We start from the raw sequence: 15,429 nt of genomic DNA, 5'->3' as shown, positions 1-15,429 counted from the left end.
TGTACCTCGGCAACGGCAAAACCCTCACCACCACCCACACCCCCACCTACGGAACCGACCAAGGCTGAACGCGCCAAGGCACCGGGGGAGACGAGGAGCAAGACCATGGGCACGATCAGAGTCGGCAGGCGTGACGTGAAGCCCGACACCCCCGGGCACGTCTCCGGACTGCACCAGGGCAACTGGGGCCCGTACGAGCGGCAGACGGGACACCACCGGGACGGCACCTCCGACGCCCGGCGGTCCACGGGCATCCACTGGAAGAAGCACGACACGATCATGAAGGCCATGCCGAACATCTCGCCCGGATGACGGGGCGCGTCGTGGTTCGGGATCGATGTCAGGAGCGGGTCAGTCGGAAGGGAGGAACGGGGATGACAGCGAAACAGTTGCTGGCGGTGGAGGCCGCCCTGGCGGGCGGGCTGGTGGTCGCGGTGCTGGTCAAGGAGATGCCGGGGCTGCTGCGCGAGATCAGGATCTGGCGGATGTCCGGCCGCGGCTCGGGCCACGCCCACTGAGCGCCGGGTCTGTAGGCCGGCCGACCGCGGGCGCGCACCGCCTTTCCCCTGCGAGGACCACCGTGACGCCCGCGTCGGACGGAGGGAGGCGGGCCGTGGACCCGGACGACGAGCGCCATTGGTACGGGATCTTCTACTACGACCGCGACGATCCGCGCGTGGTGGTCCCCAAGCGCTACGGATGGGGCCGCACCCTGAACTACGGCCGCCCGATGGCCTGGGTCTGGACCTTCGGCGCCCCCGCGGCCGTCGCTGTTCTGACCCACCTCGGCCGGCACTGAAGGAGCGGCGGCCCGCCGGCCGCCGCTCCCGTCGTCGCCGGCCGGTCACCAGTAGTGACGGCGACCCGCGACCGCGTGCCCCAACGACCCGAGGAGCCACAGGATCAGGCCGATCACGGCCAGGATGATGCCGATGGTCCACAGGATCGAGATGCCGGTGACGAAGCCGACGACGAGCAGGATGACGCCGAGGATGAGCATGACCGCCTCCTAGAAGTGCCTCACCGGGCCGGGTACCCCGAAACGGTGCTGTATTGCCCCGCCTTGGCGGGCTCAGCGGGGCCAGGTGGGCAGCAGCGTCCGCCGGTGCGTGGAGTTGATCACCCCTGCCGCCGAGGCGTACCAGGCGACCAGCCCCGTCGCGATCCCGAACCAGCCGCCGACCTGGGTGGCGACCTGCGGTGCCGGACCACCCTGGAACTCTCCGATCGCCAGGAGGATGTAGGTGATGGTCAGCAGTACCAGCACCCCGAGGACGGGGAGACTGGTGTGCAGCGCGGCCACCGCCATGTAGGCGGTGAAGATGGCCCACAGGAGCAGGAACAGGCCCAGGCCGTTGTGCGCGTCGACGGCCGCCGCCCGCGGCACCAGCCACCAGTACGTCAACCAGAACGCGCCGAAGGAACCGAACACGGTCGCGCCGAAGGTGTTGCCGCGGCGGAACTCGAACAGTCCCGCGACGAACTGCGCCAGACCGCCGTAGAAGGCGGCGAGCCCGAGCACCGGGAAGATCGCACCGGGTTCCGTCAGCAGGTTGGTGTTGAGGATGGACAGCAGGATGGTGGTCATCGCGAACCCCGCCAGGCCCAGCGGGGCCGGATCCGCGTAGGCGACCGGCCGCGGATCGGCCGGGCGGGCCTGTTCGCGCACGGAGTCGCTGGTGTCGTCAGTCATGACCGGAATCCCTTCGACCCGAGGTCGGCAGAACCAGCCAGAACCCGACGAGCGCAGGCACAGGACGTCCACGGGGCCGAACCCGCGGGCAGCGCCGGCGCTGCCCGAGTCTTCAGCTGTATCTGTTCACCACACGCGTACCCCTTTGTCCCAGGATCAGTCGGCGGACGGCAGGTGCCGGGGCGCCCGCACTCCTGGCAGAATTCCGGACACCCGCACGACGTGACGGGCGTCGCGCGGTCGGAACACCGTCACAAGGGTCGGCCCTGGGGGGAACGCACCATGAGTACCGAGATCTACTTCAGCAACAACCACCGCGACCTGTGCCAGGAGCACGGAACCGGTGCCGGTTTCCAGTTCGAGTTCTACTGCTCACGCTGCTCCGACACCTGGCGTTCCCCCTTCGAGCCCTTCCGGGCGGGCCAGATGGCGGGCTGGCTGTCGCGGGGGGTGAACGCGGCCTGGTCGGTCATCGGCGGCGGTGCCGCCCAGGGCGTCTCCAACGCGGCCGACGGGCTGGCAGGCGCGAACTACGGAACCCAGCGGGACGCGGCGTTCACCCGCGCCATCGCCAACGCCCAGGGCCACTTCGACCGTTGCCCCCGTTGCACGTCCTACGTCTGCGCCCGTTGCTGGAACCCGGGCCTCGGGCTCTGCCTCACCTGCTCCCCGGACACCGCGGCGGAGGCCCAGGCGGCCCAGCAGCGGGGCCTGAACGACATGGTGGCCCAGCGCGCCTACGACGCCGGTCAGCAGCGCGGACAGGACTACGACGCCACCACGCCACGCCAGTTGGTCTGCCCGCAGTGCCGCACCGAGACCAGGGGCGCGGCCTTCTGCCCCTCGTGCGGACACCGCCTCGCCCAGACCGACAACTGCTCCTCGTGCCACCAGGACCTGCCCGACGGCGCGGCCTTCTGCCCCTCGTGCGGCACCCGCAGGTGATCACCGGACCGCGGCCCCGGGACTGAGCGCACACGGCGATCGCGTACCGCACGCACGACATGCGGTACGCGGTCCGCGAACGTGCCGCGATCCACGGTGCCGCGGAGTGCCGACCTGGAGGATGATCATCCTTCAACGAGCCCGCCCTTCCAGCCCGGTCGGCCGGGCCACCGCATGCGAAGGAGCAAGGGCAGCAGATGCCGGAGCAGCACGTTCACAACCCCGACATCGCCTTACGGTCCTTGCGCGGAGAACTGGCCCGCCGCTGCCGGACCGTCACCGAGGCCCGCTGGTTCGCCCTCGGAGTCTTCGTGGTGATCCTCGTCAACGCAGGGCTGCTGGGCGTGGAGACGTACTCCGGTCTGGCGACGCAGTGGCACCACTGGTTACGGCAGGCCGAACACATCTGCCTGGCGGCCTTCACGGTGGAGATCCTCGTCCGGATGCTGGCCTACGCCGACCGCCCGCGGGAGTTCTGGAAGGACCCGTGGAACTCCTTCGACCTGGTCGTCGTCCTGTGCGCCTTCGTGCCCGTCGTACGGGAGAACGCCACGGTGCTGCGGCTGCTGCGGCTGGCGCGCGTGCTGCGCACGGCCCGCTTCCTGCCTCAGGTGCGGATCGTGCTGGTCGCGGTGGTCCGCAGCCTGCCCGGCACTCTGAGCTTCCTCCTGGTCGGCGCCCTGCTGCTGTACGTGTACGCCATGGTCGGCTGGGTCTTCTTCGGCCGCCACGACCCCGAGCACTACGGCTCCATAGGCCGCGCCGTGCTGACCCTGTTCCTGCTGATGACCCTGGACGGCATCGGCGACGCGGTGCACAGCGGCCTGGAGGTGTCGCGCTGGAGCCTGATCTACTACGCCTCCTACGTCCTGCTGGCCTCCTTCGTCCTGGTCAACGTCCTCATCGGCGTGGTGATCACGTCCCTGGAGGAGGCCCGCGAGCTGGAGAGGGACCAGCCCGCCGACGCGGCGGACGCCGGTGGCTCCCCTGATGTCCAGCAGCATCTCGCCGCCCGGATCGCGGCGGCCCGCAGAGCCCTCGACGACCTCGAACGCGACCTCGGGCAGCCGGCGCCGCCACGTCCCAGGCAGGCGGCCATGGTGGTCCCGGCGGTCGTGGCGCGCGCGGCGCCCGGCTCCGCGAGGGCCCGGCAGCGGGCGTCCCGACGGCGCAGGTGAGGCGGCCGCGGGGCCGTCGGTGACGGGGCCGGGGAGCGGGTGGGTCTTCTCACAATTCGGGCCGAAACGGGTTCGCAGTGACGGCGGCCACTTCACCAGACGCACATTTTGTCTACCTTCACCAAGCAGTTTCCCCCGTTTGCCGACCCATTGCGGAGGCCTGTCCGATCATGTCCCATCCGCGTTCCCTGCCGCATGCGAAGACCTCGGCGGCCTCGTCCGGGCGCCGGGTCAGCCGCGCCGGTGCCTGTGCCGGCGCCCTCCTGGCCTCGGTGACGACCCTCTTCTCCCTCGGCGCGCTGCACGCGGCACCCGCGGTCGCCGCGCCCGCCCCGGCGCAGCAGGCCCACGCCGCGGCGGCCGTCCCGGCGGCGCCGCACCCGCAGAGCAAGGCGCGGGTGACGGCGGCGGTGCTCAGCCTCGACGGCGCGAGCAGGAAGCCGCTGCTGTACGGCCAGGACGCCCCGTACGACACCGCCAGCATCATCAAGGTCGACATTCTCGCGGCGCTGCTGCTTCAGGCCCAGGACGCGGGCCGGCATCTCACCGCCCAGGAACGCGGCCTGGCCGAGCCGATGATCCGCAAGAGCGACAACACGGCGGCGAACGCCCTGTGGCGCGAGATCGGCCGGGCGCCGGGTCTGCAGGCCGCCAACAAGCGCCTGGGGCTGACCTCGACCAAGGGTGGTCCGGGCGGCAGGTGGGGGCTGACGCGGACGACGGCGAGCGACCAGATCCGCCTTCTGCTGTCCGTGTTCGACAGCGCCGGGGCGTCGGGGACCGGCTCCCCGCTGAACAAGGAGTCCCGGACCTACATCCGGTCGCTGATGAACCGGGTCGCGAGCGAGCAGGCCTGGGGTGTCTCGGCGGCCTCCGGCGCCGAGTTCGCCTTGAAGAACGGCTGGCTCCAGCGGACCACCTCCGGTCTCTGGGACGTCAACAGCGTCGGCCGGATCACGGTGGGCGGACACCACTACCTCGTCGCCGTACTGTCCGACGGCAGCGCGTCGATGAGCGACGGCGTCGCCCTGGTGGAGCGGGCGGCCCGGCAGGCCGTGTCCGCGGCCGCCCGGACCTGACGGGCACCGGCGCCGGAAGCCCGCGGGTCCCGGCGCCGCACCCCGGCCACCCCACCCTCAGTGGTTAGTTGCGTCATTGCGCAACTGTATAGTCGTGCCGGGTGTCACCGGGCCGGAGACGGGAGTCCGGAGCAACGCGACAGGGGGAGCAGTCATGGGCAGTCGAGCCGGATCAGCGAGCCGGGGCGGCGATACGGTCAGCCGCAACCAGGAGCTGGCGCTGCTGCTGGGCGCCGTGCTCATCTGCGGATTCGGCCACGCGGGCAGCTCCCTCGCCATGACGGGCAGCCTGCCGCCCGGTCTGGCGTTCCACGTCGCCGTTCTGGCCCTGCCCCCGCTGCTGTGCCATCTGGCGGTACGGCGGTTCGCCCCGCACGCCGACCCGCTGATCCTGCCCCTGGCCACCCTGCTCACCGGCCTGGGCATCGTCCTGATCCACCGCCTCGACGTCGCCTACCAGGCCCGGTACAACTCGCCCACGGCGGTCGGCGGGCAGATCATGTGGGTCGGCCTCGCGGTACTCGGATTCATCGCGGTCGTGATCGGGCTCAAGGACCATCGCCGGCTCCAGCGCTATCCCTACGTGGCCGTCACCGTGGGCCTCGTGCTGCTGATGGCTCCGGCCTTCTATCCCGGCGACGTCTACGGCGCCAAGCGGTGGATCTTCCTCGGGCCGCTGTCCTTCCAGCCCGGCGAGTTCGTGAAGATCGTGATCGTCCTCTTCTTCGCCGGGTACCTGACGCTCCGCAGGGACGCCCTGGCCCTGGCCGGACGGCGCTTCATGGGCATGTACCTGCCCCGGGGGCGGCAGCTCGGCCCGATCGCGGCCGTGTGGGTCATCAGCCTGCTCGTCCTGGTCCTCGAACGGGACCTCGGCACCTCGCTCATCTTCTTCGGCGTCTTCGTCATCATGCTGTACGTCGCGACCGAGCGGACCAGCTGGGTCGTGTTCGGCGTCGCCATGTTCGCCGTCGGAGCCTTCGTCGTGGGCTCCTTCGAACCGCACGTCCACGGCCGGGTGGTCGCCTGGCTGCACCCCATGGACATCTACCTCCCCCTGGACCAGCGGCCGGACGGGCTGATCTCCGACCAGGCGGCCCAGGCATTGTTCGGGTTCGGCTCCGGCGGGATGCTCGGTTCCGGCATCGGCCAGGGCCACCCCGAGCTCATCGGCTTCGCCGGGCGCAGCGACTTCATCCTCACCACCGTCGGCGAGGAACTCGGCCTGGCCGGAGTGATGGCCGTGATCCTGCTGTACGCCCTGCTCGCCGAGCGCGGCCTGCGGACCGCGATCACCGTGACCGACCCCTTCGGCAAGCTGCTGGCCGCCGGTCTGGCGACCACACTGATGCTCCAGGTGTTCGTCGTCGTCGGTGGTGTCACCGGGCTCATCCCGCTCACCGGAAAGGCCCTGCCGTTCCTGGCCCAGGGCGGCTCGGCGATGGTCGCCAACTGGCTGCTCGTCGCCCTCCTCCTCAAGGTCAGCGACACCGCCCGCCGCCCCGCGCCGGTCCCGGCGGCGGACATGGACGCCGCCGAGACCCAGCTGGTCCGCCGCTGACCCGGTCCACGGGAGAACCGCGGGCGCCGGGTCCCGTTCCTCGTTCAGTGTTCGAGGAGTTTCCTGGCCACGCGAGCCGCCGCCTCGCTCTCGGCCGCCGACGGCGACAGTTCGCTCAGGGTGTCGAGGTCGGTGTCCTGCTGGAGCTCCGTCTCCCAGGCGGCGGCGAGGCTCTCCTGATCCTCGCGTGACAGCCCCTGGACGTGCTCCCGGTGCTGCGGGTCGAGGGCGGTCAGGAATCGCTCGACGGTTTCGATGGGCATGTCGCTCTCCTTGATCAAGGTGTCCCGGCCCGGCGTGTACGCCGAGGCCGGTACACCGGGTTACTCCCTGCGTCGGACGCCGTCCGCGCCACCGTCCGGCACCGTGTGACGGGTGAGAACAAGCCGCCCCGCACGCCGTGCCTTCCTCGTGGTCCATGTGGTCGCCTCCGCCAGTTGGCTCGGCCTCTCCCTCGGACTGCTCGCCCTCGCGATCGCCGCGGTCACCACGGGGTCCGCGGTGACCGTGGAGACCTCCGTCCGCGCCATGAAACTCCTCGCCGACTGGCTCCTGCTCCCCGTCGCGTTCGCCACCCTGTTCAGCGGTCTCGTGCTGTCCCTGGGTACCCCGTGGGGGCTGGCCCGGCACCGGTGGGTCTACACGAAGTTCTGGCTGACCCTGGCCACGACAGCCGCCACGGTCCTCGCGCTGCGCCCCGGGCTGACCTCGATGGTCCGGGACGTCGCCGCGGGCGAGCCGCCGGCCGGCTCCCACGGAATCCTGATGGGCCCCGCCGTCTCCCTGACCGCGTACGTCTTCATGACGGTGATCTCCGTACTCAAGCCCTGGGGCCTGACCCGCCGCGGCCGACGGCGCCGCGCCTCCCAGCGTGCGGCCCAGACCGCCGGCCGCCGGAGCGCACCGGTCTGAGCCGGTCGCGGAACGGAGGCGGCAACGGCGTCCGGGCCGGCGTGGTCGTCGTCGTGCTGTTCCTGGCCACGGGGCCCGACACGAGGGACTGGTTCGACAGCCCGCGCCTGTGACGAGCCGCGCGGACCCGCCGGCCGTGCCGGGACCGTACCGGCGGCGTGCGGCGGGCGCCCGTCCGGTGCCCGCCGCATGCCCGCCGGCCGGGACTCAGCCCCGTCCGTTCCGCTTGTCCAGGACCTTCAGCACCGCACGCGCCATGGCCTCCTCGCCCTTGGCGTTGGGGTGGGCCGGGGCCGCGGGCGAGGCCGGCTGCAACGGCTCGATCCAGCGGTCCGCCGGGGCCTTGCACATGTCGTGGCCGACCGTGGGCCCGTAGGTGTCGACGTACTCCGCGCGGTTCCACGCGGCCACCAGGCGGAGCATCGTGTTCAGCCGTTTCTCGGTGTCCCGCAGATAGGGGAAGTCCCGCGCGGCGAACGGCACCGAGGGGAAGCAGCCGCTGCCGTCGTCGGGCAGCAGGTCCGGGTAGCCGACGACGAGCACCCGGGCGTGCGGCGCCCTGGCGTGCACGGCTCGCAGCACGTGGTCCACCTTCGGTGCCGTCCGCGCGATGTCGAGCGTCAGCCGGTCGATGCCGGACGAGGCGTAGTGGCGCCGGCAGGGGTCCGACTCCGGCTGCTGGGAGCCGAGTTGGGCGCAGGTGGCGATGATGGAGCCGAACCCGACGTCGTTGCCGCCGATCTGGACCGTCACCAGGTCGGTGTCCTTGCGCAGCGCGTCGAGTTGGGCGCCGTTGGAACCCTGCGGCTTCCACATCTCCTCGGTCGTCGCCCCGCCGCAACTCACGTCCGTGAACGAGGCGGCCTTCCGATCCGCCGCGACGAGCGACGGGTAGTTGCTGTCCGAGCGCCCGCAGCCGGCGTCGACCTGCCGCGGGATTCCGGGACCGGAGGTGTAGGAGTCCCCGAGCGACACGTAGTGCGGGGCACGGCCGGTCCCCGCGCCGGTACCGGCTCCGTGGGCCGAGGCGGGCGCCGTGGAGGCGGCGGCCAGGGCGCACGCCCCGAGCGCCGCCCCTATCGCGGCCGGCCACCGGCGCCCTCTCGCGCTTTCCTGTCGGGTCATCAGTTCCTCCCCCTGTGCCGGGACTTCGTGCGCGGTCGGCGGCAGCAGGCCGCCGTCGCACGTTCGACTGGGCTTGTATACCGTTCGGTAAGTCCCTGGGGCCAGAGGTGTGAAGCGGTGACGGCGAGCTCACTCCGGGATGGACAGGGGCAGTTCGGCGGTGATCGTGGCGCCCTCGGGATCGGTGCGGACGGTCAGGGTGCCGCCGATCTGTTCGACGCGCTCGTGCATGGACTGGATGCCGACGCCGGGTGTCCACGGCTCGGCGCAGCGGCCGGAGTCCGCGACGGTCACCCGCAGACGGCCGCTGCCGAGCAGCTCCAGGGTGAGCGTGGCGGTGGTCACGGCGGCGTGCCGGGCGATGTTGGTGACGGCCTCCACCGCCACCCGGTAGGCGGCGACCTCCACGGCCGCGGGAAGCTGCGGCAACTGCTCCGGGGCGTCGACCGTCACCGTGAGGGGTCGGCCGTCGGCGACCCGCAGCGGTGCGGTGCGCTGGCGGATGGCCTCGACGAGGCCGAGTTCGTCGAGGGCGCGGGGGCGCAGCCCGTAGACGATCCGCCGGATCTCGGTGATCGTGTCGCCCACGTCGGCGCGCAGCGCGCGCAGGGTCTGGACCGCGTGCTCGGGGTCGGTGGCGATGAGGTTGACGACCGCGTCCGCCGTGTAGGCGATGCCGGTCAGGGTGGGGCCGAGACCGTCGTGCAGGTCGCGGCGCATACGCCGCCGCTCCTCCTCCAGCGCGGTCACCGTGCGGCCCCTGGACAGGCGCAGTTGCTCGCTGAGCCGGGCCGCGTGCAGGGCCTGCGCCAGCGGGGCAGCGACCAGGTCGAGCACCGCGGCGGCCGCTCGGGGCAGCCGCAGATGTCCCGGCGGCAGACCGACCACGAGATCGCCCACCTTCTCACCGTCCGCGCGCAGGGCGGTGACCTGGACGTGATCCGCGTCGACGGCGCCCGCGGTGGCGACCACGGTGTCCTCCTGGCGCAGCTCGATGCCGGGCACGCCGAGCGTCGTGCGCAGGGTGTGCAGCCACAGCGGGGGAGGGGCGCCGGCGGTCAGGTCCGTGCCGAGACGGGTCAGCGTCTCCACCGCGTCGGCCGACCGGCCGAACAGCATCTCGTCCATCACCGCCTCGACATGACGCCGGACCGGCTGGTACCCGGCGGCGATGGCGGCCGCCAGCAGCGGAGGCACACCCTTGTCCGGCCGGGCGCCCACCGCCATCTCCCAGACGGCGGCGATGCCCTCGTACACCGCGGCGCTCAGCGCGAGCATGACGATGAGGACGGCGGCGCCGCGCATCACCACCCGGACGTCCACCGCGCGGGGCGCGACCAGCGCCACCGTGATGGCGCCCGGCAGCAGCAGGGACACCGCGCCGACCGTCAGCACGCCGGCCGGGAAGCCGAGGGTGAGGGAGTTGTCCACCGCGAACAGCAGCATCCCGGCCAGCGTCGTCCCGGCGGCGCCCAGCACCAGCCACAGCACGCGGCGCCGGTCGTCGCCGGAGGTGAGCTCGAACAGCACCCAGGTGCAGGCGCACATCGCCGTCCCGGACGCCACCCCGGCCGCGATCAGCGCCGGTTCGCCGCCCGTCCGCGACGCGGCCGCGCAGCCCGCGCCGCAGACGGCGATCGACGCCTCCGCCCAGCGCAGCGTCCGCGACACCGGCCGCGCCTCGACGACGCGGAGGGCGGCCAGCGGCACGGTGACCGTCGAGGCCAGCACCACCGGCACCACGGCGAGGTCCGGGACACCGGCCGCGGCCGCGAGCGGCGCGCTCAGCAGCGCCGCCGCGGACAGTCCGAGCAGCCGGGAGGCGGCCGAGGCCCCGCGCCGGGCGGTGACCAGGGTGTACGACGCCGTCAGTCCGAGGCCGACCACCAGGGCCCACAGGACCCATCGCTCGGACGGGGAAGGCGGCGCCCACCACAGGGACGCGAGCGCCGTGCCGGCGACCGGAGCGAGGGCCGCCCCGCGCAGGGCGGCCGGCGGGCGCGCGGTCATGAGGCGGGGCCGGACGTGTCGTCACCCAGTCCCCGCTCGCGGGCGAGCAGGATGGCCTCGGTCCTGCCGCTCACCCCCAGCTTGGCGAAGACGGCGGACAGATGGTTCGCGACGGTCTTGACGGCCAGTTCCAGCTCGGCCGCGACCCGTGCGTTGCCGTGGCCGCGCGCCACCCGGTCGAGGATCTCCCGTTCCCGTACGGTCAGTTCGGGGAACGGGTCGGCAGGCCGGGGCGGCGGCCCCACCTGGCCGAGCAGGCGGGCCGCCACGCCCGGCGCGATGACGAACTGTCCGGCCGCCACCGACCGGATGGTGGTCAGGATCTCCTCCTGCTGGGCGCCCTTGAGGAGATAGCCGCGGGCCCCGGCGCGCAGCGCCGACAGCACCGTCTCGTCGTCCTCGTACATGGTGACGACGAGCACCGCTACGTCGGGCAGCAGCGCGGTCAGCCGCCGGGTGGCCTCCACCCCGTCCATGGACGGCATCCGGATGTCCATCACCACCACGTCCGGACGGCTCAACTGCGCCTCGCGCAGTGCCTCTTCGCCGGTCTCCGCCTCCGCCACCACCTCCACCCCCGCCAGCGAGGTCAGCAGGGCGCTCATCCCGCGCCGTACTACGGGATGGTCGTCGGCGATGAGCACCCGGATGGGACGGGCCGCGGAGGTCATGTCCCGATGATGGCCGAGACCGGTTCCCGTCGGGGAGGCTCTTCTCCCAGGACGTACGGGAAAACCTCCCTGCCGCCGGGGACGAACCACCGATGCGCGCCGGAACGCCGCTGCCGCATGCTCACCGCACCGGGTCGCCGTACCGGCGGCCCCCCGACTCCCTGAGACAGGAGCCCAGATGAGCACGAACAGCCCTTCCGGAACCGTTCCCGGCCTCACCCGCAAGAACAAGGTGGGCCTCGTCCTCGCGGGCCTGCTGGGCCTGCTCGACATGACCAACTTCGTCACGCTCCCGGAGCCCGACGCGGACACCCAGGGCCCGCCGATGGCCGTCGGCATCGCCGACGGCGTGCTGGGCGTGATCACGGTGCTCGCGGTCGTCTACACCTGGCGCACGCTGAACCGGACGGGCTCCCGCGTCGTGGCGGGCTCCCGGATCGTGTCGGTGGTCTCGGCCCTGCCGGCGTTCTTCGTCAGCGGCGTCCCGGCCGCGGTGGTCGCCCTGGTCGCCGTGTTCACGATCCTCAGCGTCGTCGTCATCGCCCTCGTCCTGACCCGCCCGGCCCCCGAGGCCGAGGCCGGCACCGCCTGACCGGCTCCGGGGGCACGTCGTGCCGCTCGCACGCCGGGGACGCATCCGCCACCGCAGGGGAGCGGCGGATGCGTCCCCGTGCGGTACCGGCCGGGCCGCTCATGGACGCCACGAACGCCGTACGCGCCCGACACCAGGGGGAGTCGGGCGCGTACGGGCGGAAACGGTTCAGCGCCGGGCCGCCGCCCGGCCCTGGCTGAGCTGTGCGGTGAGGAGATGCGCGTCGAGCAGCGCGACGTCGGCGGTGCGGTCCGCCCGCGCGTAGCCGGCGAGCATGCGCTTGGTGAGGGTCAGGGCCTCCGGCGCGCGCCGCACGAGGGGCCTGACCCAGGCGTCGACGGCCGCGTCCAGCGCCTCCACCGGCGCGACCTTGTGCAGCAGACCGAGCCGATGGGCGGTTCCGGCGTCGAACGGCTCACAGGTGAGCATGAGTTCGCGGATCCTGGCGGACCCGCCCTCGGCGACCAGGCGGCCCATGGCACCTCCCCAGGCGGGCGGCAGCCCGAGGGCGATCTCCGGCATGCGGAACCGGCAGGTGTCCGCACCGGCGCGCAGGTCGCAGAAGGAGGCCAGCGCCAGTCCGGCGCCCACGACCTTGCCGTGGAGCCTGGCGATGGTCACCGCGTGCGAGTTCTCCAGGGCGTCGCACACCCGGTAGGCCTTGTCCACGATGCGCCGCATGGCGCCGCCGGTCGGGTCCTCCGCCAGTGCCGCCTGGAACTCGTCGCGATCGGCGCCGAGACAGAAGTCGTCGCCCACCGCCGACAGCAGCAGGACCCGGATGTCGGGCCGGTCATGCAGGCTGTTGAGCAGCGAGACGAGGTCGTCGAGAGCGGCGACCGTCAGCGAGCTGTCCTGCGCCGACGGGTTGAGCGCGACCCGGAGGACCGGCCCGTCCTGCTCCACCCGTATCGCCTTGTAGGGGAAGTTGTCGAAGGTATTTGTCATTTCGATCATATGAGAGCGACATCCAGGTTCAGCGGGCGCCGGAACGCCACGCGCGGCGCCCACGTCGGTTGGCGCACGAGCGTGAGCCGCGGGAAGCGCCTGACCACGTGGTGCAGGAGGGTCTGGGCCTCCATCCGGGCCAGGGGCGCGCCGAGGCAGTAGTGAATGCCGCCGCTGAAGGCCAGGTGCGCCGGTTTGCGGTGCATGTTGAACAGTTCGGCGTCCTTGTGCTTGGCGGGGTCGCGGTTGGCGGCCCCCACCATGAGGTGGACCATCTCGTCCTTGCGCACCTCGACACCGCCCAGCTCGGTGTCCCTGGAGGAGACACGGCTGATCACATGCGTGGGCGGGTCGTAGCGCAACGACTCCTCCACGGCGGCCGGCACGAGGTCGGGGTGGATGGTCAACCGGTCCCACTGCCTGGGGTGCTCGAGGACCAGCAGGGTCATGGTCGACAGCAGGGTGGACGTCGTCTCCAGGGCTGCCAGCAGCACGAAGAGCGCCAGGAAGTAGACGGCCTCGTCCGCCCTGTCCTGGTCGCTCTCCATGGCGTCCCAGAGCCTGATCCAGCGCGACACGGGGTCGTCGCCCGGGTGGGCGCGCCGCTCGCGCACCAGGTCGAGGAAGTAGGCACGCAGTTCGGCCGTGGCCGCGTCGGACAGCGCCAGCTGACTGGCCGAGGGCAGCAACTCCTGCGTGAAGACCTGGTCGTGGGTCAGCTCGCGCAGCCGGGGGAAGTCGGCGCTCGGCAGGCCCAGCCAGTGCCCGATCGTGGCGACCGGCAGCTCCTCGCTGACCAGGGCGTTGAAATCGGCCTCACCGTCGCGCAGCCGGACGGCGAGGGAGTCCATGAGCCGGCCCGTGATGCGGCCGACCGTGCCGCGCATCTCCTCCATGGAGGTGCGGTCGAACATGCCGGCCGACCGGCGCACCCAGGTGTGTTCGGGGGGATTGAGGGCGGGCAGCGTCCTGCTCATCTCACGGGAGGAGGGGGCAGTCCAACGGGTGCCGTCGCCCTGCTGTTCTCGCCAGCGGGCGTCCGGTTCCAACCAGTCCCGGCTGCGCAGGACCTGATCGCACAGGTCGAAGCGCGTGACGAGATGACCTCCCCATGGCGCTGCGACGACTCCGCCCCTCGACCGAAGCTCCGCGTAGATCGGAAAGGGGTTGGCCTGGCCCTTCGCTGTCCGAAGACGAGAGAAGAGAGAGACCGCAAAACGTCTGTCGGGGGGCGGAGTTACCGCTGTCTCCACGACGGCTCCTTTCTAGGCATCAGCCGCCATGCATACCCCAGCGGTGGCTTGAACATACGAAATGACTATGCGCGCCGGGGTTGCCTTCGTCACTCCCCTCGGGTCCATGCCAGGAAGCGGCTGAACATGCCCGCCTTGGGCTTGGCCGCGGACGTCGCCGCAGGCCGCGGCGCTGCGGCGGTGGCCATCGGCGTCGCCGGAGCGGCCGTCTGCGGCGTCTGCGCCTGTGCGGGCGTCGGCGCCACGACCCGGGGCGTGAACCGGACAGGGAGGGCGACCAGCGAACGGCTCCACGGCGCCGGAACCCAGCTCAAGTCCTTGAACGGTACGCGAACTTCGACGTCCGGCAGCCGGTTGAGGAGGGACTCGACGGCCGTGACCGCGATCATGAACGCCGGGTCCTTGGCCGGGCAGGCGTGCGGGCCGGCCCCGAAGGCCAGATGCGCCTTCGCGCTGAGCTGCTCACGGTGTTCGGCCAGCCGGGGATCGGTGTTGGCCGCCGCGAACGAGATGAGGACCGGGTCGTTCGCCCTGAGCGTCCTGCCGCCCAGCTCCACGTCGTGCGTCGGGTAGTGGGCCGCGTAGTTGGCGATCGGCGCGTAGTTCCACAGGACCCGGGTGACGGCGTCCTCGATCGGCAGCCCGGCCTGCCACTCCTCGTCGAGGATCAGCGCGCTGCTGGTGCCGATGGCCGCGGCCAGGGGAGCGGTGCCACCGGACAGCAGGGTCACCAGCTGGTGCAGCACCTCCTCGTCGGTCAGCCCCGCGCCGTGCTCCATCAGACGCGTGGTCAGGTCCTGTCCGGGCCGGCGCCGCTTGAGGGCGATCAGCTCGGAGAGCGCCTCGCCCAGCACCTGGTCGGCGTTGGGGGTGCCGTCGAAGATGCCGCTGATGCCGACGATGACACGGTCGCCGATCTCCGGCGGGCAGCCGAACAGGTCGCTGAAGACCAGCAGCGGCAGCGGCTGGGCGTAGTCGGCCATCAACTCGGCCTGTCCGAGGCGGTCGGTGCTGAACCGGCTGATCAGGTAGTCGGCCGACTGCTGGGTCTGCCGCACCAGTTGAAGCTCGTTGACGCTGGCCAGGGAGTCCGTGACCGCCTGGCGCAGCCGGGCGTGCGCCGCGCCGTCACTGAACAGCGCGTTGGGCCGGTACCCCATCATCGGCAGCGCCGGGCTGTCCTCGGGGACACGCCCCTGGTTCAGCGCGTTCCAGCGCCGCGAGTCCCGCACGAACGAGGCGGGGTTCTGCAGGATGTACAGCGCGGCGTCGTAGCTGGTGACCAGCTCGACCTGGACGTCCGGGGCGACGTCGACCGGCGCGCTCGGGCCGAGGGAGCGCAGGTACTCGTAGTGGCTGTCGGGATCGGAGCCGAACTGAGGCCCGTAGAACGGGACGTTGGCGTGGGCGGGGCAGCCGGGCGGCGGCCCCTGTATGCCGGGACGCTGCTGCATGGGCGGTG

18 protein-coding genes are annotated in these 15,429 nt (G+C 72.0%); 9 read left to right on the top strand and 9 right to left on the bottom strand.

Annotated elements, in window-relative coordinates; genetic code table 11:
* The first annotated feature begins 105 nt into the window (after positions 1 to 105).
* From CG719_RS33695 to CG719_RS33690, 3 genes are all read left to right on the top strand, one after another.
* Positions 106 to 312 carry a hypothetical protein gene (locus CG719_RS33695; protein WP_100572507.1) on the top strand — a complete coding sequence of 69 codons (207 nt, stop codon included), beginning with the start codon at positions 106 to 108 and terminating at the stop codon, positions 310 to 312.
* Between the two features lie 62 nt (positions 313 to 374).
* A complete protein-coding gene (locus CG719_RS36025; RefSeq protein ID WP_199836884.1) occupies positions 375 to 518 on the top strand; it encodes a hypothetical protein in 144 nt (47 codons plus the stop codon).
* Between the two features lie 95 nt (positions 519 to 613).
* On the top strand, positions 614 to 799 hold the full coding sequence (locus tag CG719_RS33690; protein WP_100572506.1) for a DUF5808 domain-containing protein: 186 nt from the start codon (positions 614 to 616) through the stop codon (positions 797 to 799).
* A gap of 45 nt (positions 800 to 844) precedes the next feature.
* On the opposite strand, the gene CG719_RS36020 is transcribed toward CG719_RS33690, so the two are convergent.
* Positions 845 to 1,000, bottom strand: coding sequence for a DUF6131 family protein (locus tag CG719_RS36020; protein ID WP_199836883.1), 156 nt, complete (start codon positions 998 to 1,000; stop codon positions 845 to 847).
* 72 nt (positions 1,001 to 1,072) lie between these two features.
* Positions 1,073 to 1,693: an acetate uptake transporter gene (locus CG719_RS33685; protein WP_100572505.1), complete on the bottom strand. Its 621-nt coding sequence runs from the start codon at positions 1,691 to 1,693 to the stop codon at positions 1,073 to 1,075.
* A 282-nt stretch (positions 1,694 to 1,975) separates the two neighbouring features.
* Between CG719_RS33685 and CG719_RS33680 the strand changes: the two genes are divergently transcribed.
* The 4 genes from CG719_RS33680 to CG719_RS33665 all read left to right on the top strand — a co-directional run bounded on the left by CG719_RS33680 (position 1,976) and on the right by CG719_RS33665 (position 6,456).
* On the top strand, positions 1,976 to 2,638 hold the full coding sequence (locus CG719_RS33680) for a zinc ribbon domain-containing protein (protein ID WP_100572504.1): 663 nt from the start codon (positions 1,976 to 1,978) through the stop codon (positions 2,636 to 2,638).
* Between the two features lie 197 nt (positions 2,639 to 2,835).
* Positions 2,836 to 3,816: an ion transporter gene (locus tag CG719_RS33675; protein ID WP_100572503.1), complete on the top strand. Its 981-nt coding sequence runs from the start codon at positions 2,836 to 2,838 to the stop codon at positions 3,814 to 3,816.
* A 170-nt stretch (positions 3,817 to 3,986) separates the two neighbouring features.
* Positions 3,987 to 4,895: a serine hydrolase gene (locus tag CG719_RS33670; RefSeq protein ID WP_100572502.1), complete on the top strand. Its 909-nt coding sequence runs from the start codon at positions 3,987 to 3,989 to the stop codon at positions 4,893 to 4,895.
* Between the two features lie 154 nt (positions 4,896 to 5,049).
* A complete protein-coding gene (locus tag CG719_RS33665; RefSeq protein WP_100572501.1) occupies positions 5,050 to 6,456 on the top strand; it encodes an FtsW/RodA/SpoVE family cell cycle protein in 1,407 nt (468 codons plus the stop codon).
* A 44-nt stretch (positions 6,457 to 6,500) separates the two neighbouring features.
* Here the strand turns inward: CG719_RS33665 and CG719_RS33660 are convergent, their stop codons facing one another.
* A complete protein-coding gene (locus CG719_RS33660; RefSeq protein ID WP_100572500.1) occupies positions 6,501 to 6,719 on the bottom strand; it encodes a hypothetical protein in 219 nt (72 codons plus the stop codon).
* Between the two features lie 112 nt (positions 6,720 to 6,831).
* On the opposite strand from CG719_RS33660, the gene CG719_RS33655 reads away from it, so the two are divergent.
* Positions 6,832 to 7,368: a DUF2269 domain-containing protein gene (locus CG719_RS33655; protein ID WP_100572499.1), complete on the top strand. Its 537-nt coding sequence runs from the start codon at positions 6,832 to 6,834 to the stop codon at positions 7,366 to 7,368.
* A 207-nt stretch (positions 7,369 to 7,575) separates the two neighbouring features.
* Here the strand turns inward: CG719_RS33655 and CG719_RS33650 are convergent, their stop codons facing one another.
* The 3 genes from CG719_RS33650 to CG719_RS33640 all read right to left on the bottom strand — a co-directional run bounded on the left by CG719_RS33650 (position 7,576) and on the right by CG719_RS33640 (position 11,174).
* Complete coding sequence (locus CG719_RS33650; RefSeq protein ID WP_100572498.1) at positions 7,576 to 8,493, bottom strand: SGNH/GDSL hydrolase family protein; 918 nt, start codon at positions 8,491 to 8,493, stop codon at positions 7,576 to 7,578.
* A gap of 129 nt (positions 8,494 to 8,622) precedes the next feature.
* Entirely contained in the window at positions 8,623 to 10,503 is a 1,881-nt protein-coding gene (locus tag CG719_RS33645; protein ID WP_100572497.1) for a sensor histidine kinase, read from the bottom strand.
* Positions 10,500 to 11,174, bottom strand: coding sequence for a response regulator transcription factor (locus tag CG719_RS33640; RefSeq protein WP_100572496.1), 675 nt, complete (start codon positions 11,172 to 11,174; stop codon positions 10,500 to 10,502). Before CG719_RS33640 ends, CG719_RS33645 begins: the two co-directional genes overlap by 4 nt.
* Before the next feature lie 178 nt (positions 11,175 to 11,352).
* Here CG719_RS33640 and CG719_RS33635 point away from each other — a divergent pair, with 178 nt between their 5' ends.
* Positions 11,353 to 11,766 (top strand): hypothetical protein, encoded by a 414-nt coding sequence (locus tag CG719_RS33635; RefSeq protein ID WP_100572495.1) that lies wholly within the window; start codon positions 11,353 to 11,355, stop codon positions 11,764 to 11,766.
* Positions 11,767 to 11,934: 168 nt separating this feature from the next.
* Here the strand turns inward: CG719_RS33635 and CG719_RS33630 are convergent, their stop codons facing one another.
* From CG719_RS33630 to CG719_RS33620, 3 genes are all read right to left on the bottom strand, one after another.
* Positions 11,935 to 12,714, bottom strand: coding sequence for an enoyl-CoA hydratase/isomerase family protein (locus CG719_RS33630; RefSeq protein WP_442802766.1), 780 nt, complete (start codon positions 12,712 to 12,714; stop codon positions 11,935 to 11,937).
* Positions 12,715 to 12,719: 5 nt separating this feature from the next.
* Positions 12,720 to 13,967, bottom strand: a complete 1,248-nt coding sequence (locus CG719_RS33625) for a cytochrome P450 (protein ID WP_100572493.1) — start codon at positions 13,965 to 13,967, stop codon at positions 12,720 to 12,722.
* 89 nt (positions 13,968 to 14,056) lie between these two features.
* Entirely contained in the window at positions 14,057 to 15,421 is a 1,365-nt protein-coding gene (locus tag CG719_RS33620) for a cytochrome P450 (RefSeq protein ID WP_100572492.1), read from the bottom strand.
* Positions 15,422 to 15,429 lie beyond the last annotated feature (8 nt).

Source organism: Streptomyces sp. CB01373, assembly GCF_002803075.1.
Lineage (GTDB): Bacteria > Actinomycetota > Actinomycetes > Streptomycetales > Streptomycetaceae > Streptomyces.
Note: the sequence above shows the minus strand (reverse complement) of the source record. Positions and strands in the feature narration are given on the sequence as shown.